General features: G+C 41.6%; 13 protein-coding genes, 2 tRNA genes and 3 rRNA genes. All 18 read left to right on the forward strand.

The window, feature by feature from the left end; translation table 11 throughout:
- Nucleotides 1-7 precede the first annotated feature (7 nt).
- The 18 genes from ftsH to HMPREF9703_RS02860 all read left to right on the forward strand — a co-directional run bounded on the left by ftsH (nucleotide 8) and on the right by HMPREF9703_RS02860 (nucleotide 20,572).
- A complete protein-coding gene (gene ftsH, locus HMPREF9703_RS02775) occupies nucleotides 8-2,203 on the forward strand; it encodes an ATP-dependent zinc metalloprotease FtsH (protein WP_004635415.1) in 2,196 nt (731 codons plus the stop codon).
- A 65-nt stretch (nucleotides 2,204-2,268) separates the two neighbouring features.
- Nucleotides 2,269-3,138, forward strand: a complete 870-nt coding sequence (gene hslO / locus HMPREF9703_RS02780) for an Hsp33 family molecular chaperone HslO (protein ID WP_004635417.1) — start codon at nucleotides 2,269-2,271, stop codon at nucleotides 3,136-3,138.
- A 111-nt stretch (nucleotides 3,139-3,249) separates the two neighbouring features.
- On the forward strand, nucleotides 3,250-4,272 hold the full coding sequence (gene dusB / locus HMPREF9703_RS02785) for a tRNA dihydrouridine synthase DusB (RefSeq protein WP_004635418.1): 1,023 nt from the start codon (nucleotides 3,250-3,252) through the stop codon (nucleotides 4,270-4,272).
- 19 nt (nucleotides 4,273-4,291) lie between these two features.
- Nucleotides 4,292-5,794: a lysine--tRNA ligase gene (gene lysS / locus HMPREF9703_RS02790; protein ID WP_004635421.1), complete on the forward strand. Its 1,503-nt coding sequence runs from the start codon at nucleotides 4,292-4,294 to the stop codon at nucleotides 5,792-5,794.
- A gap of 110 nt (nucleotides 5,795-5,904) precedes the next feature.
- On the forward strand, nucleotides 5,905-7,137 hold the full coding sequence (locus HMPREF9703_RS02795; RefSeq protein ID WP_004635422.1) for an AI-2E family transporter: 1,233 nt from the start codon (nucleotides 5,905-5,907) through the stop codon (nucleotides 7,135-7,137).
- Between the two features lie 170 nt (nucleotides 7,138-7,307).
- On the forward strand, nucleotides 7,308-8,366 hold the full coding sequence (locus HMPREF9703_RS02800; protein WP_004635425.1) for a hypothetical protein: 1,059 nt from the start codon (nucleotides 7,308-7,310) through the stop codon (nucleotides 8,364-8,366).
- A gap of 954 nt (nucleotides 8,367-9,320) precedes the next feature.
- Nucleotides 9,321-10,867, forward strand: a 16S ribosomal RNA gene (locus HMPREF9703_RS02805).
- An 82-nt stretch (nucleotides 10,868-10,949) separates the two neighbouring features.
- Nucleotides 10,950-11,022 (forward strand) — tRNA-Ala (locus tag HMPREF9703_RS02810).
- Between the two features lie 193 nt (nucleotides 11,023-11,215).
- Nucleotides 11,216-14,119, forward strand: a 23S ribosomal RNA gene (locus tag HMPREF9703_RS02815).
- Between the two features lie 78 nt (nucleotides 14,120-14,197).
- Nucleotides 14,198-14,313: ribosomal RNA gene (rrf, locus tag HMPREF9703_RS02820) — 5S ribosomal RNA — on the forward strand.
- The 16S, 23S and 5S rRNA genes sit together here with 2 tRNA genes alongside, the layout of an rRNA operon.
- Before the next feature lie 30 nt (nucleotides 14,314-14,343).
- Nucleotides 14,344-14,416: transfer RNA gene (locus HMPREF9703_RS02825), tRNA-Asn, on the forward strand.
- A 267-nt stretch (nucleotides 14,417-14,683) separates the two neighbouring features.
- Nucleotides 14,684-14,905, forward strand: coding sequence for a glutaredoxin-like protein NrdH (gene nrdH, locus HMPREF9703_RS02830; RefSeq protein WP_004635426.1), 222 nt, complete (start codon nucleotides 14,684-14,686; stop codon nucleotides 14,903-14,905).
- Nucleotide 14,906: 1 nt separating this feature from the next.
- The gene (gene nrdI / locus HMPREF9703_RS02835) at nucleotides 14,907-15,299 is read left to right on the forward strand and encodes a class Ib ribonucleoside-diphosphate reductase assembly flavoprotein NrdI (RefSeq protein ID WP_004635429.1); all 393 of its coding nucleotides are present in this window, start codon (nucleotides 14,907-14,909) and stop codon (nucleotides 15,297-15,299) included.
- 111 nt (nucleotides 15,300-15,410) lie between these two features.
- A complete protein-coding gene (gene nrdE / locus HMPREF9703_RS02840; protein ID WP_004635432.1) occupies nucleotides 15,411-17,579 on the forward strand; it encodes a class 1b ribonucleoside-diphosphate reductase subunit alpha in 2,169 nt (722 codons plus the stop codon).
- Between the two features lie 11 nt (nucleotides 17,580-17,590).
- A complete protein-coding gene (gene nrdF, locus HMPREF9703_RS02845; protein WP_004635433.1) occupies nucleotides 17,591-18,556 on the forward strand; it encodes a class 1b ribonucleoside-diphosphate reductase subunit beta in 966 nt (321 codons plus the stop codon).
- Between the two features lie 377 nt (nucleotides 18,557-18,933).
- The gene (locus HMPREF9703_RS02850) at nucleotides 18,934-19,389 is read left to right on the forward strand and encodes a hypothetical protein (protein WP_155800795.1); all 456 of its coding nucleotides are present in this window, start codon (nucleotides 18,934-18,936) and stop codon (nucleotides 19,387-19,389) included.
- 18 nt (nucleotides 19,390-19,407) lie between these two features.
- Complete coding sequence (locus HMPREF9703_RS02855) at nucleotides 19,408-19,863, forward strand: hypothetical protein (RefSeq protein ID WP_004635438.1); 456 nt, start codon at nucleotides 19,408-19,410, stop codon at nucleotides 19,861-19,863.
- A 223-nt stretch (nucleotides 19,864-20,086) separates the two neighbouring features.
- Nucleotides 20,087-20,572, forward strand: a complete 486-nt coding sequence (locus HMPREF9703_RS02860) for a hypothetical protein (protein WP_004635439.1) — start codon at nucleotides 20,087-20,089, stop codon at nucleotides 20,570-20,572.
- Nucleotides 20,573-20,600: the final 28 nt, after the last annotated feature.

Genomic DNA, 20,600 nt, shown 5'->3' on the forward strand with positions numbered 1-20,600 from the left:
GGAAGACATGAAAAAAGGACTTGTAAAAAGTGGATTCTTCTGGTTGTTTGCATTTGTAGCTTTTATCGGTATTATGTTCTGGATAAATGGCGGAACAGGTACAGCAGAATCAACCAGTATTTCATCAACAGAATTTGTTGAGTATTTAGAAGATAATCGCGTCGAAAAATTCTCAATTCGCCCCAATAATAATATTTATGAGATTGAAGGGAAGCTGAGACAAGGCGCTGAGATTGAAGCAAAAGATGATTCAACTTTTTCAATTATTGGTGGATCGGATCAAAAGGTATCCGAGTTTACCTCAGCGATCATTCGCAATGATGCTGTCGTTGATGAAGTGTATCAATTAGCACGACAGAATGGTGTCAAGAACGAAACGCATGAAGAACCAACCTCAGGCTTATGGTCGAGCATTATCTTGACTTTCTTGCCAATTATTATACTGGTCGGCTTTTTCTACTTTATGATGATGGGTCGAGGTCAAGGAGGCGGTGGCGGCCGTGGTGTGATGAACTTCGGTAAGTCCAAGGCGAAGAAAAATGACCCTGAAAAAAGTAAAGTGCGCTTCTCTCATGTGGCCGGTGCCGATGAAGAGAAAGCAGAATTGGTCGAAATTGTTGAGTTCCTAAAAGATCCACGTCGATTCAGTGAATTAGGTGCACGTATTCCAGCTGGTGTCTTGTTAGAGGGGCCTCCCGGAACGGGTAAAACCTTGCTTGCAAAAGCAGTCGCTGGAGAAGCGGGCGTGCCGTTTTATTCTATCTCTGGTTCTGAATTCGTTGAGATGTTTGTCGGAGTTGGTGCCAGTCGTGTTCGTGACTTATTTGAGAATGCGAAGAAAAATTCACCTGCAATTATCTTTATCGATGAGATCGATGCAGTTGGTCGCCAGCGTGGTGCTGGTATGGGTGGCGGTCACGATGAACGTGAACAAACCTTAAACCAACTTTTAGTCGAGATGGATGGATTCGAAGGGAACGAAGGCATTATTGTCATGGCGGCAACGAACCGTCAAGATATTTTAGATCCTGCCTTACTACGTCCAGGTCGATTTGACCGTCGTATTTTAGTAGGTCGTCCGGACGTTAAAGGTCGAGAAGCGATCTTGCGCGTCCATGCCAAGAATAAACCAATTTCGGATAAGATTGACTTGAAGTTAATTGCAAAACAAACGCCAGGCTTCTCTGGAGCAGATCTGGAGAACTTATTGAACGAAGCAGCTTTAGTAGCGGCTCGACGACGCAGTAAGTTAGTCGAAGCACAAGACTTAGATGAAGCGCATGACCGGGTAATTGCTGGTCCGGCGAAGAAAGACCGCGTAATCTCAGATCGCGAACGTAAAATGGTTGCTTATCACGAAGCGGGACACACTATTTGTGGTCTTGTCTTAAGCGATGCTCGCACGGTTCACAAAGTTACGATTGTTCCACGCGGACGTGCCGGTGGTTATGCTATCATGTTACCGAAAGAAGACCGCTTCTTAATGACGAAGAAAGAATTGTTCGATCAAATCGTGGGTCTACTTGGTGGTCGTGTAGCGGAAGAAATTGTCTTCGATTCACAATCAAGTGGAGCGAGCAACGACTTCCAGCAAGCAACTCAGATTGCTCGGGCGATGGTGACTCAGTACGGTATGAGTGATGTACTTGGTCCAGTTCAGTACGAGGGCGAAAGCAAAGTCTTTATGGGCCGTGATTTAGGTCAGAATCCGTCATATTCACAAGATTATGCCGAAAAAATTGACCAAGAAGTTCTTCGTATCTTGAATGAAGCACATGCCAAAGCACGTGAGATTATCGAAGAGCATAAAGATACGCACGAGCTAATTGCTGAGAAGTTACTTGAAGTCGAAACACTTGATGCGAACGAAATTAAGAGCTTGTTCGAAACAGGTGAAATGCCACAAGATAGCGACAATGCTAAGGCAAAATACCCGAGTGAGAAGACTGATGATTCCGATGAAGCCGAAGACGGTATCGGTACTTCATATGATGAAATTGTCGCCAATCAAGAAAAAGTGGAGCAAAAGAAAAATAAGAGTGACCGCTTCACCGATAATGACTCAGTTGAGGATTTAAAACAGATTGACGAAAAAGATAAATCGGAAGATACGGATACGACTGATCAATCAGAGGCGAAAGCATCAGATACAGATGACAAAAATGATTCCGATGATGATGGGGTTCAGAATCCGCTGAACTAACAGAAATAATCAAAGAAGAGGAGGGAGCCCCTTCTCTTCTTTTTAAACGGAAAAAGGAGTATAAAATGACAGACAAATTAATTAAAGCATTAGCTTATAATGATGAAGTACGCGTGTATGTGGTAGATGGAACAGAAACCGTGGCAGAAGGGCAACGCGTCCATGATACATGGTCCACTGCAACAGCTGCATTAGGACGCGTAATGCTAGGAACATTACTATTATCAACAGCTGAAAAAGGAAATTCTACTATCACTGTTCGTGTCCAAGGAAATGGTCCGATTGGTTATATTTTGGCTGATGGGAATGCGCAAGGAGAAGTAAAAAGTTATATTAGAAACCCGCACGTCAGCTTGGACTTGAATGATCAGGGAAAACTCGATGTGCGCGGAGCAATCGGAACTGAAGGGCAACTGAGTGTCGTGAAGGATTTAGGGATGAAAGAACCTTTTGTCGGACAAGTGCCACTTATTAGTGGAGAACTAGCAGAAGATTTTACTTATTATTTGGCTAATTCAGAACAGACTGCTTCTTCAGTCGGGTTATCAGTTTTAGTGAATCCAGACGAGACGGTTAAGACAGCGGGTGGATTTATGATTCAATTGCTACCTGGTGCAAGTGAAGAAACCATTGCCGCTTTGGAAGAGACAGTTAATAACTTCCCCTTGATATCAACTTTGATGGATGCTGGCAAAACACCAGAAGATATTTTAGCGCAACTAGTGGGGGCTGAAAATTACCGCATTATTGATGAGATGCCAGTTAGCTTCTCGTGTGATTGTTCGAAGGAACGCTTTGGTCGTTCGATTCAAGGATTAGGAGCAGAAGAGATTGAGGCGATGATTGCTGAAGATCATGGTGCAGAAGCCGTATGCCATTTCTGTCAGAGCAAGTATGCATTTAGTGAAGAAGAACTTCGAGCTCTGAAGCCATAGAAATTCCAAATGTAGAACAACGAATATTTGCAGAGTTAGTGATTAATCTTTATTGAAGCAGATATTTGTGATATGATAACAGGCGAGAAGGTAGAAGGAAGAGGAATAGTTGTGTGGAAGATTGGCGATATTGAGATAAAAAATAAAATTTGTGTCGCTCCCATGGCGGGGGTGACGAACGCAGCCTTTCGAACGATTGTAAAAGAGTTCGGAGCGGGACTGGTCGTTTGTGAGATGGTTAGTGATAAAGCGTTGGTTCATCGTAATAAAAAAAGTTTGCAGATGTTACATATTGAACCGAATGAATACCCACTCAGTATCCAGATTATGGGCGGGGATACAACGTCGATGGTAGAAGCCGCTCAGTTTATTGAAAAAGAGACGGATGCGGCTATTTTGGATATTAATATGGGTTGCCCTGTGCCTAAAATTACTAAAAATGATGCGGGATCTAAGTTATTGTTAGAACCGGATTATATTTATGAATTAGTTTCTCGAGTCGTTGATGCTGTCTCAATGCCGGTGACGGTGAAAATGCGTACAGCGTGGGATGAGGATCATATGTGGCCGGTTGAAAATGCATTAGCAGCTGAACGAGCGGGAGCCCAGATGCTGGCGATGCACGGCCGAACACGCGTGCAGATGTATGAGGGACAGGCAGATTGGGAAATTTTACGCCAAGTACAAGAAGCAATTAATATTCCCTTCGTAGCGAATGGGGATATTGCTACCCCAGCGGATGTCGATGAAGTATTGCGTGTGACCGGAGCGGATGCGGTGATGGTCGGTCGAGCTGCGCTAGGCAATCCCTGGGTCGTCAAACAGTTAACCCACTACTTAGAGACGGGTGAAATCTTGGAAGAGCCAACCCCGCTAGAACAGATTGATGTAGCCAAGGATCACTTTGGTCGATTAATTGATCTGAAGGGAGAGCATGTTGCGACTAAAGAGTTTCGTAAGCATGCGTCCTATTATCTAAAGGGTTTACCGGGTTCAGCTCGCTTTAAGGTGGCGATTAACGAGACGGAAGACCCAGATGAAGTGGTTCGTCTATTAGATGAATTTGCCCAAAAAGCGCAACAAAAATTGGATAAGCGAAAAGAAAGACGTCAAGCACGTCAACAAAAATCATAAGTAAAAGGAGCGGTATACAGTGAGTGAAGAAAAAAATAAAGAAACAATGAATGATCAAGTGATTGTTCGTCGTGAGAAAATGGCAGATATGCGCGAAAAAGGCATTGATCCATTTGGCGATAAATTTGAGCGAACACATACAGCGCAAGAACTGAATGAAACATATGCTGAGCAGACAAAAGAAGAATTAAAAGAAGCGCAAATTCCAGCGACTATTGCGGGTCGAATGATGGCCAAACGTGGTAGCGGAAAAGCAGGATTTGCTAACTTGAAGGATAAGTCCGGGGAAGTACAAATTTATGTGCGTTTGGACGAAGTAGGCGAAGCAGAACATGAATTGTTCCAGCAAGCTGACTTAGGAGACTTCTTAGGTGTTGAAGGGGTTCTGATGAAGACCAATACCGGAGAAGTAACGGTTCGCGCGAAAAAATTAACCCACTTGTCAAAATCATTGCGCCCATTACCGAGCCAGTATTACGGCTTGCACAATGTCGAACAAAAATATCGTCAACGTTACTTAGACTTGATTGCTAACGATGAGAGTATGGAACGCTTCACGAAACGGAGCCAAATTATTTCTGAGATTCGTCGTTACTTAGATAATTTAGGTTACTTGGAAGTTGAGACACCATTCTTGCACCAAGTGGCAGGAGGAGCAGCCGCTCGTCCATTTATCACTCACCACAATACATTGGATTTAGATCTTTACTTACGTATTGCGCTTGAATTACCGTTGAAGCGCCTAATTGTTGGTGGTATGGAAAAAGTATATGAAATTGGTCGTGTTTTCCGTAATGAAGGAATTGACACAACACACAACCCAGAGTTTACAATGATTGAGCTCTATACAGCTTATCACGACTACATCGATGTGATGGATTTAACCGAGAACTTAATTCGTGAAGTGGCTAAAAAAGTAAATGGAACAGCTATCGTTCCTTATGGTGAGCATGAGATTAACTTAGAAGACGCATGGGACCGCAAGCATATGGTTGATTTGATAAAAGAAGCATCTGGGGTTGATTTCTGGCAAGATATGTCAGATGATCAGGCACGTGCTCTAGCAGATGAGTATCATATTGAAATTGAAGAATTTGCTAAGTTCGGACACGTTGTTGAAGCGTTCTTCGAGCATTACTGTGAAGATAGCCTCATTCAACCTACCTATGTTTACGGCCATCCAATTGAAATTTCACCATTTGCGAAGAAGAATGCAGAAGATCCGCGATTTACTGACCGATTTGAATTATTTATTGCCGGCAAAGAATTCGCGAATGCCTTTAGTGAATTAAATGATCCAGATGATCAACGTGAACGTTTTGAAGAGCAGTTAAAAGAACGTCAACAAGGAAATGATGAAGCGAACGATATTGATGAAGATTACTTAGAAGCAATGGCTTACGGTATGCCACCAACTGGAGGACTAGGTATTGGAATTGACCGCCTCGTTATGCTTCTAACCAATTCTAAATCTATCCGTGACGTCTTATTATTCCCAACAATGAAACCTGTTGATCAGTAAAGTCAGTATGGTATAAAAGTTGCAGTTCCAGATGATCACTGTTATCTGGAACTGCTTTTCTACATCAAGATCGGAAGTATATTTTATCCGTTATAGAAAGAAGGGAACAGATGAAAAAATCAACCAAATGGATTAATTTCCTCGGAGGTAGCAACTTACTGTATACATTAATTGTACTTATTTTGTTGGCTATTTTAATATTACTCATGATTCAGCTTGATTTCTTATTTACACCGATTGCTATTTTAATTTCGAATATTTTAATGCCGTTAATTGTGGCGTTATTGTTATATTACTTGTTCGATCCACTTATTAGTTTTGCCGAGAAGCATGGGCTGAATCGAACGTGGGGCATAATTATTCTTTATTTAATAATTATCCTAGGTTTTGTCGGGGCACTTCTGCTACTGGTGCCGTTATTGGAAAATCAGTTTAATAGTTTGATTCATAATTTTCCACGAGTAGCTAATACCGTGTTTCAACGAGCACAAGCATTAATGGCTGATTTGCCGGCAGATGATGTTACGCAACGTCTATTGGCTGAAGCTCAAAATATATGGCATAATATTTCTGGAACAATCTTGGCATACGTGCAGCAAGGATTTACGGGAGTATCAAGTTTTGTATCAGGTATGACAAGTGTCGTATTCACCTTAGCAACTGCTCCAATTATTTTATTCTTCCTGCTCAAAAGCGGCCGACAATTTTTTGAAGGCTTCTTGAAAATTATACCTCCCAATATGAGACCGGGTGTTACTTATATGGCGAGTGAAATTAACGGGCAAGTAAGTTCATATATTAAAGGGCAGTTAGTTATTGCTGTTCTGAATGGTATTATGATGTTTATCGGGTTTACAGTTATCGGGATGGACTATAGTGGTGTTCTCGGAGTAATGGGCGGAGTATTCTCTTTGATTCCTTATCTGGGACCCATTCTAACCTTTATTCCCGCAATTCTAATTGCTTTCTTCGATTCGTTTACTCAAGTGTTATTATTACTCGTGGTCTGGTTAATTATTCAATTCATTGAAGGGAATCTAGTCGAACCGAACGTAATGGGGAAACAATTAGAAATTCATCCGCTCACCATTATTATTACATTAGTGGTCATGGGGGATCTCTTGGGCTTATTTGGTTTAATTTTTGGTATTCCTATTTATGCGATTATAAAAGTAATCGTTCGTTATATTTTCAACAACTTCAAGATAAGATATAATACGTATTTTGCCGGTGAGCATGGGCAGTACGATGTGAGAACTTATGACTCACCAGCATTTGATGATGATCATTTGTCAGAAGCAATTGATGAGTTTGAACAAGAAATAACAGATGACAATGATTAATGATTAATGAAAAAATGTGAAGACGAAGGTGCTTTTATTACTTGTTTTAGGAATAATGAGAAAAGAGAAATTCACGATAACATCTATAAATAAACTTATAACAAAATACTATTGTAATATTTTATGAAAAGTATATAATAGAATTATCACAAGAAAGGATGATTAGACGAATGTCAAAATTTAGACAGTACTTAAACGCAGGAACACAGGAAGCAGGATACAACATTTCATGGGGGTCAATCTTCGCAGGTGTTGTTACCTTTATCGCATTGTTATTCACTTTATCAACGATTGGAACAGCTATTGGATTTGGAACACTTGATTTCACATCTAGCAATCCATTCTCAGGTGTTGGTATTGGTGTAACAATTTGGACAATTATTACATTTTTACTTGCTTTTGCTGGGGCAGGATTTATTTCTGGACTTGCTGCAAGACGCATTGGTGTTTTACACGGATTCTTAACTTGGGCAACATCATTGATCGTTGTTATGTTAGGTGCATCATATATTGCGAGTGGAGTTTTCTCTTTTGCAGGAAGTGCTATTGGATTTACAGCTAAACAAGCAGGGAACGTAGCACAAGCTGGCGGTAACGCTGCAAGTGCAGTTGTTCAAAATATCGATTTAGGTATTAACTTCGATCAAATCGGTCAAGCTTTAGATGGTGTTGATACACAAGCTATTAGCCAAGAAACACAACAATTATTGCGTGACACTGAGATTGAAGAATTACAACCTGAATATATTGAAGGACAATTCGAAGGAGCAAGACAAGAAGTTGTTGCAGCAGGAGAACAAATTCTATCTAACCCAACAGAAGCAGAAGCAATCTTGAGTGGATTAGTTGATAGTTTACAAGCACGTGCAGAAAACTTCTCATCTGTCTTAGAAGATGAAGAAGCAATTGTTAACGCGCTTGAAAACAACACACAAATGACTCATCAAGAAGCTCAACAAGCAACACAACAAGCAATTGCACAAGCTCAAGAAATTGCTCAACAAGCAGAGCAAACATTGAACAACGCACAAACTCAAATTGAAAATGCGCAAGCAGATATTCAACAGCGTGTAGACGAAGCCATCCAAACAGCACAACAAACAGCTGACGATGCTTCTAACGCGGTTGCTAAAACTTCAATCTGGACATTTATTGGTCTAGTATTGAGTGCCGTTGTCGCTGTCTTCAGTGGTTTAGCAGGAACTGCTTTATTAAACGGTAAAAAATAAAACGAATAACATGTATGCAAGCTTACAAAAAGCGTCAGCAGTTAACTGTTGACGCTTTTTGTGCTTTTACTGTATATTTGGGTTTTTATAGAGCATTGTAACTGATAGGTGTCTAATTTATAATCCACGGTATTTAAGGAGCATTCATAGTTAATGAACGACTAAATACGGCATATCCAAGGAGTCCTTCAAAAAATATTAATGCTTATTTCATAGGGTACAAGTGACCATATTAATATAACGATAGGATTCGCTTTAAAAAAATGGAATAAATATCATTTAGCCAATTGAAAGAATAACTGTTAGTATTAAATTTAATTGAAGGAATAGTTTAGTAGATGACAGATGGATACTCTTAGTAATTAGAATAGGTAAGATTTTCTATGGGAGTTTCTTGCCCTTGAAGAAAAACCTCTTTCTCATGATTGATGATATAAACACATTTAAGATTAAAGGTGTTTCTGTGGTTCCATAACAGCTTACTGAAACGATAGCAACGTACTATTTGTCTATTTCTAAAAGGAATAAAGTAATTAATTTCAAAAAAGTGTTGACAACTAATCAGGTAGATGGTATTATTATAAATGTCGCTGATTGAGGAATACCTTCAATCACTCAACAAAAAAAGATATTAATAAAATTTCAAAAAAGTGTTGACAAGCGATTTCAATTGTTATATAATAGTAAATGCATCAGGTGATTTAAATTAATTAGTTTCAGAAACAAAATTAATTTTAAAAAACTCTTGACAAAGATATGCTGATGCGATATAATAATAAATGTCGTTAAAAAACGGCGAACTGATCTTTGAAAACTGAATAAGATAAACAACCAAGATGTGTAAGGGTCTATGGTTCAATCGAATCAGGACAATTCATATTTTTGTAAGTTTTAGAAAAACTTATACTTTAAATTGAGCTATTCAAACAAGTGTGGCTAAACGCCACCTCATTTAAACATGAGAGTTTGATCTTGGCTCAGGACGAACGCTGGCGGCATGCCTAATACATGCAAGTCGAACGATGATATCACTGCTTGCAGTGATTGATTAGTGGCGAACGGGTGAGTAACACGTGAGGAACTTGCCCATGAGCGGGGGACAACATTCGGAAACGGATGCTAATACCCCATAGGTGGATTGGTCGCATGACGAATTCATTAAAGGTGGCTCTGCTACCACTCATGGATAGCCTCGCGGCGTATTAGCTAGTTGGTAAGGTAATGGCTTACCAAGGCAGTGATACGTAGCCGACTTGAGAGGGTGATCGGCCACACTGGGACTGAGACACGGCCCAGACTCCTACGGGAGGCAGCAGTAGGGAATCTTCCACAATGGGTGCAAACCTGATGGAGCAATGCCGCGTGAGTGAAGAAGGTCTTCGGATCGTAAAGCTCTGTTGTTAGAGAAGAACACGTGCTAGGTAACTACTAGCGCCTTGACGGTATCTAACCAGAAAGTCACGGCTAACTACGTGCCAGCAGCCGCGGTAATACGTAGGTGACAAGCGTTGTCCGGATTTATTGGGCGTAAAGGGAGCGCAGGCGGTCTGTTTAGTCTAATGTGAAAGCCCACGGCTTAACCGTGGAACGGCATTGGAAACTGACAGACTTGAATGTAGAAGAGGAAAATGGAATTCCAAGTGTAGCGGTGGAATGCGTAGATATTTGGAGGAACACCAGTGGCGAAGGCGATTTTCTGGTCTAACATTGACGCTGAGGCTCGAAAGCGTGGGGAGCGAACAGGATTAGATACCCTGGTAGTCCACGCCGTAAACGATGAGTGCTAAGTGTTGGGGGCTTTCCGGCCCTCGGTGCTGGAGCTAACGTATTAAGCACTCCGCCTGGGGATTACGACCGCAAGGTTGAAACTCAAAAGAATTGACGGGGACCCGCACAAGCGGTGGAGCATGTGGTTTAATTCGAAGCAACGCGAAGAACCTTACCAGCTCTTGACATCTTCTGACAACTCTAGAGATAGAGCGTTCCCTTCGGGGACAGAATGACAGGTGGTGCATGGTTGTCGTCAGCTCGTGTCGTGAGATGTTGGGTTAAGTCCCGTAACGAGCGCAACCCTTGTTGTTAGTTGCCAGCATTAAGTTGGGCACTTTAACGAGACTGCCGGTGATAAACCGGAGGAAGGCGGGGATGACGTCAAATCATCATGCCCCTTATGAGCTGGGCTACACACGTGCTACAATGGATGGTACAACGAGCAGCGATCCCGCAAGGGCTAGCTAATCTTTCAAAGCCATTCTCAGTTCGGATTGCACTCTGCAACTCGAGTGCATGAAGTCGGAATCGCTAGTAATCGCGAATCAGAATGTCGCGGTGAATCCGTTCCCGGGTCTTGTACACACCGCCCGTCACACCACGAGAGTTTGAAACACCCGAAGTCGGCCGGCCAACCCTATGGGAGGCAGCCGTCGAAGGTGGGTTGAATGATTGGGGTGAAGTCGTAACAAGGTAGCCGTATCGGAAGGTGCGGCTGGATCACCTCCTTTCTAAGGATACTGCCATTAGGGCAGACGGAACCTTACACATTGTTTATCTTATTCGGTTTTGAGAGATTAGTTCTCATTATATGGGGGTATAGCTCAGCTGGGAGAGCGCCTGCTTTGCACGCAGGAGGTCAGCGGTTCGATCCCGCTTATCTCCATTGACCGAAAGGTTAATATTGTTCTTTGAAAACTGAATAGTTGAATCGACATTTAATTTATAAATTATTTGAAGACAACACCGAGACATAATCATTAATTTGATTTAAAACGTTGAAAAGAGTCTATTTATTAAGTTTAATAAATGAGAGTAACAATTTTTTAACGCTACACATATGCTTAACTTAACCAGACGGTTAAGTGAATAAGGGCGTACGGTGAATGCCTTGGTACTAGGAGCCGATGAAGGACGGGACGAACACCGATATGCTCCGGGGAACTGTAAGTAAGTTTTGATCCGGAGATTTCCGAATGGGGCAACCCACCATATTGAGAAGTATGGTATATACTAAGTGAATACATAGCTTAGTGTAAGGGACACGCGGTGAACTGAAACATCTCAGTAGCTGCAGGAAGAGAAAACAAATGTGATTCCCATAGTAGCGGCGAGCGAAATGGGAAGAGGCCAAACGATCATGCTTGCATGATCGGGTTGTAGGACTCAAGAATGGACGATTGTTGTTAGTTGAACACGTTGGAGAGCGTGGCCAAAGAAGGTGACAGCCCTGTAGGCGAAAACAACATGAACCAATGAGGATCCTGAGTACGGCGGAACACGAGAAATTCCGTCGGAATCAGCCGGGACCATCCGGCAAGCCTAAATACTACCTAGTGACCGATAGTGAACCAGTACCGTGAGGGAAAGGTGAAAAGAACCCCGGAAGGGGAGTGAAAAGCACTTGAAACCGTATGCTTACAAGTAGTCAGAGCCCGTTAATGGGTGATGGCGTACCTTTTGTAGAATGGACCGGCGAGTGACGATTTCATGCAAGGTTAATCTGAAGAAGAGGAGCCGCAGCGAAAGCGAGTCTGAATAGGGCGTGCAGTATGAGGTCGTCGACCCGAAACCAGGTGACCTACCCATGTGCAGGGTGAAGGTGCGGTGAAACGCACTGGAGGCCCGAACCCACGTATGTTGAAAAATGCGGGGATGACGTGTGGGTAGCGGTGAAATTCCAATCGAACCTGGAGATAGCTGGTTCTCTCCGAAATAGCTTTAGGGCTAGCCTCGGATGATGCATCGTGGAGGTAGAGCGACTGTTTGGACGAGGGCCCCTTGCGGGGTACCGAATCCTGATAAACTCCGAATGCCACAAATGTTAATCCGGGAGTCACACTGCGAGTGATAAGATCCGTAGTGGAAAGGGAAACAACCCAGACCGTCGGCTAAGGTCCCCAAATCCTTGTTAAGTGGAAAAGGATGTGGGGCTGCTTAGACAACTAGGATGTTGGCTTAGAAGCAGCCATCATTTAAAGAGTGCGTAATAGCTCACTAGTCGAGTGGCCCTGCGCCGAAAATTTACCGGGGCTAAACAAGGTACCGAAGCCACGGATAGAACCTTTGGTTCTATGGTAGGAGAGCGTTCTAATCAGCATAGAAGCCTGACTGTGAAGACAGGTGGAGCGATTAGAAGTGAGAATGCCGGTATGAGTAGCGAAAGACAGGTGAGAATCCTGTCCACCGAATGACTAAGGTTTCCTGGGGAAGGCTCGTCCTCCCAGGGTTAGTCGGGACCTAAGCTGAGGCCGAACGGCGTAGGCGATGGTCAACAGGTTGATATTCCTGTACCAGTTTCTTTTGTTTGACCGATGGAGGGACGCAGCAGGCTAAGATATGCCCACTGATGGATGTGGGTGCAAATAATAAGTCTGGCGATGAGTCAAATGCTTATCGCTAAGGACAAGTTATGACGCGGAGGGAAGTACAGTACCGAAGTATCTGACGTCACACTGCCAAGAAAAGCTTCTAGGGAGAAAGCAACTGCCCGTACCGCAAACCGACACAGGTAGTCGAGATGAGAATTCTAAGGTGAGCGAGCGAACTCTCGTTAAGGAACTCGGCAAAATGACCCCGTAACTTAGGGAGAAGGGGTGCTAACGCAAGTTAGCCGCAGTGAATAGGCCCAGGCGACTGTTTACCAAAAACACAGGTCTCTGCTAATTCGAAAGAAGATGTATAGGGGCTGACACCTGCCCGGTGCTGGAAGGTTAAGAGGACAAGTTAGCGTATGCGAAGCTTTGAATTGAAGCCCCAGTAAACGGCGGCCGTAACTATAACGGTCCTAAGGTAGCGAAATTCCTTGTCGGGTAAGTTCCGACCCGCACGAAAGGTGTAACGATCTGGGCACTGTCTCAACGAGAGACTCGGTGAAATTATAGTACCTGTGAAGATGCAGGTTACCCGCGACAGGACGAAAAGACCCCATGGAGCTTTACTGTAGCTTGATATTGAGTGTCTGTACGGTTTGTACAGGATAGGTAGGAGCCATTGAACTCTGGACGCCAGTCTAGAGGGAGGCATTGGTGGGATACTACCCTCACCGTACGGCCACTCTAACTCGCGCCCCTTAACGGGGTGGAAGACAGTGTCAGGTGGGCAGTTTGACTGGGGCGGTCGCCTCCTAAACAGTAACGGAGGCGCCCAAAGGTTCCCTCAGAATGGTTGGAAATCATTCGTAGAGTGTAAAGGCAGAAGGGAGCTTGACTGCGAGACTTACAAGTCGAGCAGGGACGAAAGTCGGGCTTAGTGATCCGGTGGTTCCGCATGGAAGGGCCATCGCTCAACGGATAAAAGCTACCCTGGGGATAACAGGCTTATCTCCCCCAAGAGTTCACATCGACGGGGAGGTTTGGCACCTCGATGTCGGCTCATCGCATCCTGGGGCTGGAGTTGGTCCCAAGGGTTGGGCTGTTCGCCCATTAAAGCGGTACGCGAGCTGGGTTCAGAACGTCGTGAGACAGTTCGGTCTCTATCCGTCGCGGGCGTTGGAAATTTGAAGAGAGCCATCCTTAGTACGAGAGGACCGGGATGGACGCACCGCTGGTGTACCAGTTGTCATGCCAATGGCATAGCTGGGTAGCTATGTGCGGGAAGGATAAGCGCTGAAAGCATCTAAGCGTGAAGCCCCCTTTAAGATGAGATTTCCCATTCCTATAAGGAAGTAAGACCCCTGAAAGAAGATCAGGTCGATAGGCTCGAAGTGGAAGTGTGGTGACATACGGAGCGGACGAGTACTAATCGGTCGAGGACTTAACCAAATGGTTGGTTAAGCATAGGATCGGTGAAGGATTCAAAGAGCGATTCAACTATTTAGTTTTGAGAGAGCAATAAAAGTGTGTGGTGATGATGGCAAGAAGGACCCACCTGTTCCCATACCGAACACAGAAGTTAAGCTTCTTAGCGCCGAGGATAGTGACGGGTTTCCCGTTGTGAAAGCCGGACGTTGCCACGCACTATTTTTATAAATAGTATGTTATCTCATTCCTCAATAGCTCAGTTGGTAGAGCGCGCGACTGTTAATCGCGTTGTCGCTGGTTCGAGTCCAGCTTGAGGAGTTTATAGTAAATTTAAAAAGCAAGGTTTCTTTTAGTTGAGAAATCTTGCTTTTTCTTTTTAGTAGTATTAGATAGGAAAATGTGGGAACAAAATCGTTTTGGTACGGGATACAATAGCGTGCTCATAGGATTGTGTTATAATCAGCAAACCACAATATATAGTGTCTGTCATAAAAAATAGACACTATATATTGTGGTTTTTCTTGAATTACTGTTTTATTTCCGCTAAAATAGTATATAGATATTTGATCTAAGGAGGATATAAAAATGGTAGTTGTTTATTCAAAATCAAATTGTATGCAATGTAATTTCACAAAAAAATTCTTAGAGGATAAAGGTGTACCGTTTACTGCTAAAGATGTAGAAGCTAATGAGGAAGCTTTAGAAGAAGTACGTCAGTTAGGATTTACATCACTTCCAGTTGTGATTGCAGATGGAATCGAGGCTTTTCATGGTTTTCGGCCAGATATGTTAAGTCGGTTAGCATAAAATGAAGATTGTTTATATTACACTGACAGGTCAGACTCGAAAATTCGTCAATAAGCTTGATATGGAGACAATCGAACTTTCACCGATTGACCCATTCATTGAGATAAATGAACCGTTTATTATTGTGGCGCCGACATATGAGAAGGAAGCGACTGAAATATTGTGGGAATTTCTTGATACAGGGGAAAATAAACGGTATTTTCAAGGTGTGGCTGGTGGTGGAAATCGTAATTTTAATGAGTTATTTGTTTTTACGGCAAAAGATTTAGCCCGCGATTACGATGTGCCATTGTTGCATGCCTTTGAATTTCAGGGGAGTCCGAAAGATGTCAAGGCGCTGAAAGATAAAATAAATATGATCGAAAATACATTAAGAGAAGAAAATAAACATTAATACGCCAACCTATCATGAATGGGTTGGTTGTATTCTTTCATGTGTTAAAATTGGAAGAATGAGCATAGACATGTTACAATGTGAATTCAGTAAACAGAAAGTGGTGGAGAAATGGTCAGTAAACCAGTCGAGACGACTTATTTTCAGTTAAATAATGCAATTAACCGTCCAATTAATAATCAAATTCCGCTTCATAAAGATCAAGAAGCGCTACAAGCATATTTTAAAGAGGAAATTAATCCAAAAACGCGAGTATTTGGCTCGCTTCGTGAGAAGATTGAATACTTAATTGAGGAAGATTATCTTGAGGAAGCATTTATTCGTCAGTATGATTTTTCTTTTATTGAACAATTATTTGAACAATTGGAGGCAGCCGATTTCCGTTTTCGTTCTTTTATGGGAGCGTTCAAATTCTACCAGCAATATGCGATGAAGAGTGATGATCGCAGTGAATATTTAGAGTCCTATGAAGATCGTGTGGCTTTTAATGCATTATATATGGCCGATGGGAACGAACAACTTGCTGAGCGAATTGCTAAAGAGATGATCAATCAACGTTATCAACCGGCAACACCAACCTTTGCTAATGCTGGAAAAAAACGCCGCGGTGAGTTTGTCTCGTGTTTTTTAATTCAGTTAACGGATGATATGAATAGTATTGGGCGTGGGATTAATTCTGCCTTGCAGCTGTCTCGTATTGGTGGAGGCGTTGGAGTGAATTTATCTAACTTACGAGCTGCGGGTGATCCGATTAAAAAAATTGAAAATGCGGCGAGTGGTGTACTTCCTGTTATGAAACTATTTGAGGATAGTTTTTCCTATTCTAATCAGTTGGGACAACGGAATGGAGCAGGGGCTGTATATTTGAGTGTCTTCCACCCAGATATTATTTCATTCTTATCGACGAAGAAAGAAAATGCTGATGAAAAGGTTCGGGTTAAGACGTTATCATTGGGATTAGTTGTGCCGGATAAGTTCTATGAATTGGCGCGTAAGAATAAAGAGATGTACTTATTTAGTCCTTATGACGTTGAGCGAGTATACGGCAAGCCGTTCTCGTATGTGGATATTACAAAAGAGTATGACAAGTTGGTGGCTAATGATGAAATTAAGAAGACACCGATTAGTGCGCGGGAGTTAGAGACGGAAATTTCTAAATTGCAGCAAGAATCGGGTTATCCATATATTGTGAATATTGATACGGTTAATCGTGAGAATCCAATTGATGGAACCATTGTGATGAGTAACTTATGTAGTGAAATTTTACAAATTCAAGAGCCATCCATTATTAACGACAAGCAGGAATATGAAGAACTAGGTACAGATATCAGTTGTAACTTAGGTTCAACTAATATTGTGAACTTAATGCAGTCGGATAATTTTGAGCAGTCAATTGATACGATGGTACGGGCGCTCACCTTCGTGACAGATGAGTCGAATATTGAAGTTGTGCCATCGATTAAGCAGGGCAATGATAAGTACCATACAATTGGTCTCGGAGCGATGGGTCTGCACACTTTTTTTGCGCTAAATGAAATGCATTACGGCTCACCGGAGTCGGTTGAATTTACTGATGCTTACTTCACATTGCTTAATTACTATACCTTGAAAGCTAGTAATAAAATTGCACAAGAACGAGGTCAAGTTTTTGATAACTTCGAAAATTCTGCATATGCATCGGGTGAATATTTCGACAAATATACAGAAGAAGAGTTTGCCTTCGATTATGATAAAGTAGCTACTATTTTCCAAGAACGAAATATTCAGTTGCCGACAGTAGCTGATTGGCAAGCACTGAAGGCATCGATTCAAGCACATGGATTATATCATCAGAATCGACTAGCAGTGGCTCCAACAGGCTCAATTAGCTATGTGAATGAAACAAGTGCTAGTCTTCATCCGATTATTCAATTAGTGGAGGAGCGTCAGGAGAAGCTGACAGGAAAAACATATTATCCAGCTCCTTACTTGTCTAATAAAACGATGCCCTATTACACATCAGCTTATGATACAGATATGCGTAAAGTTATTGATGTCTATGCCGCAGCACAGCAGCATATTGATCAAGGAATGAGTTTGACATTATTTATGCAGTCAAAAATTCCAGAGGGCTTATATGAGTGGAAAGAAGGGCGCACTAATAAGCAGACAACGAGAGACTTGAACATCTTGCGTCATTATGCACACGATAAGGGCATTAAGTCAATTTATTATGTGCGAACATTTACGGAAGATGAAGAGGTTGTCGGCGCTAATGCTTGCGAAAGCTGTACAATTTAGGAGGATGTAGGATGAGTAGAGAGAATTACTATTCGGCGATTAATTGGAATCGCTTGGAAGATGCTATTGATAAGATGACTTGGGAGAAGTTAGTCGAACAATTTTGGACAGATACACGAATTCCTGTGTCTAATGATTTAGATGACTGGCGCAAGCTGTCCGAGGAAGAACAAGATATGATTGGAAAAGTCTTCGGCGGGTTAACTCTCTTGGATACACTCCAATCTCAAGATGGTATGAATAGCTTGAAAGATAGCGTGCGGACCATGCATGAAGAAGCGGTTTATAATAATATTGAATTTATGGAATCCATGCACGCGAAGAGTTATAGTTCCATCTTCTCGACCTTAAACTCGAAAGATGAGATTGAAGAAATCTTTGATTGGACGCACTCTAATGCAATGCTTCAGAAAAAAGCTAAGATTATTAATGATATTTATCAAGAAGGCCATCCACTCAAGATTAAGATAGCGAGCGTCTTCTTAGAGTCGTTCTTATTCTATTCAGGGTTCTTCGCGCCCTTATATTATCTAGGGAATGCGAAGATGGCTAACGTAGCGGAAATTATTAAGTTAATCTTACGTGATGAGTCGGTTCACGGCACATATATCGGCTATAAATTTCAAATTGGCTATAATCAGTTAAGTGAAGCAGAACAAGATGAATTGAAGAATTGGGCATTTAACTTACTCTATGAATTGTATGAGAACGAAATGGAGTATACTGCTTATATTTATGATTCACTGGGCTGGACGGAGAAGGTCGGCACCTTCATTCGTTATAATGCGAATAAAGCCTTGCAGAACTTAGGCTTTGACCCGCTCTTTCCGGATACGGCAGAAGATGTCGATCCACTCGTGATGAACGGCATCTCAACCGGTACCAGCAACCACGACTTCTTCTCACAAGTCGGCAACGGGTACCTGCTGGGAGTGGTGGAAGCGATGGAAGATGATGATTATAATAAGTGGTTGTAGAGGACTGACAATTTCCTTGGACAAAAATGAATAAAGCTATTTCCCCTACTATAAGCTTTCAGCAAGCGGATAGTGGGGGATTTTAATAGTTGTTGGGAGTAGCCTAAGAGCTATTAACTGGATATGTCTAGGAACGATTTCATTAATTTCTTGAAAGCGCTACTTTTTTCTGTTAAAATTAATGTGAGAAAAATGATAAGAAGGTAAGAGATAAAGGAAAGTAGGGTAGATAAACGTCGATAGTCAAATTTGGATCTGGAAGGATTCTTTGTGAAAATCTTATTATTGCATCTCTAAGTAGTCTATTAATCCTGTCTGCCTCAGTGAATACAGTAGTTGTCGCAATCGAAACAGACATTGATACAGAAGAAACCGCCGTGGAAACAGATGTTGAACAAGTTGTGATATATGAAGATGAGAACAAAACAATTACGGCCGAAGTACCTGCTGAAATGAAAGACCAGTATCTCAGAGACTTACAAGATCCAGCGGTCGTAGAGCAAGAACTGGCTAAAGTGAATCAAAGTTTACAAGCAAGAAGTAGTGATAGTAGTGTATACTATTGGGGTAAAGATAAAGCTCTTGTTGCTGGCGGCATAACGACAGACATTGCTATACAAGTAGTTGATATTTTGGCTAAAGGTTCTTTAATAGGTTATGTAGCTAGTTTTCTTCAAATAGGAGCATCAGCATTAAGACTTCGCCAAGAAAGATGGTGGCAAGAATCAGCGCGTATGATTCTCTTAGAAGAGATAACAGCTGTAAAGATAACAATTCCCCCTAATCCCGGACCAGGATACCCTCAAATTTATAGAACAGTTGAAAGAGTTTAAGCTCGGAGGAGGCAAGCAATGCAAGTATCTTTCGATATAAAGAAAAATGTAAAAAAATTAATTCTTCGTTGGAAACATGCTTATGATTCTTTCTATATTAGTTTGTTACTATGGGGAGTCTTAGCGATTGACGGCATAATCTTTCTTGTTACTGGTAATGATCCGATATCAAGTATGCTTAGCAATAATTTGTATGTGAAGTCTGTTTACTTATTTGTTATGGCAACATTTGGGAAATCCATTAAGTTTAATATCTGGTCAAAGAATGCTTATGAACGAAAAGATAAAGCCATTCATTCGGAGTTGTTTGGGCTGTGTTTAATTGGATTGTACTTCCTTTTTGTTATGTTGGGAGCTGAAATTATTTGGGTATATCCTTGGGTAGATATCGCTGTTTTGACAATTGGGTTTATCCTGACACTACGTCTTATCCGATTTGATTTTCGATCTGATACATCAGAGATTGATATTTGATCATTTGGATAAAAATAAATAAAGATGCATGCCCCACCTGATAGCTTCCTAGAAGTTGTCGGGTGGGGTGTTTGAGTAATGGGGAAATCATAAGCTTACAAAACAATTAAAAAAAATAATAATTTAAATTTGAAAGCGCTATTAATATGAGTTATACTTAAAATAAGTTAGATAATATAGATGCTTAGAAAGAAAGAGTTTAATTTATGAAAGAGTGATACAATTGTTTATTAATGTTGATATTAAAAAAAATACATCACAACTGATAAGAGATCTCAAACAATTACATCATTCAGCTTGGATAGGGATTAGTTTACATGGATTCGTTATTGTTGACATGCTATTAGCGTCTTACACGGCACATGAAAGTATTTGGATAGAATATTTTCCAACCTTGTATGGATTGATTTATATTATGGTAACGTTAGCGCTAGCACCACCAGATCCATGGGTAACATTTGATTTCAAATCAGATCGATCTATATGTTGTTCATCAAAAATTTCCGCTCAATCGCAAGTGGTTGGCAAGTGGTTGGCTATTTTATACTTGCTTTACATGATTTCTCCATTATCAACACCGGGAGATTTATTAAGCGCACCAATTGTAGATCTTACAATCCTTATTTTAATGATAATCTTAGCTGCAGGATTAATCCGATTTGATTTTCGATCATTTGGAGAAAAACGAATAATAGATTCCCCCACCTGATAGCTTCCTAGAAGTTGTCGGGTGGGGT

Source organism: Dolosigranulum pigrum ATCC 51524 (genome assembly GCF_000245815.1).
Lineage (GTDB): Bacteria > Bacillota > Bacilli > Lactobacillales > Carnobacteriaceae_A > Dolosigranulum > Dolosigranulum pigrum.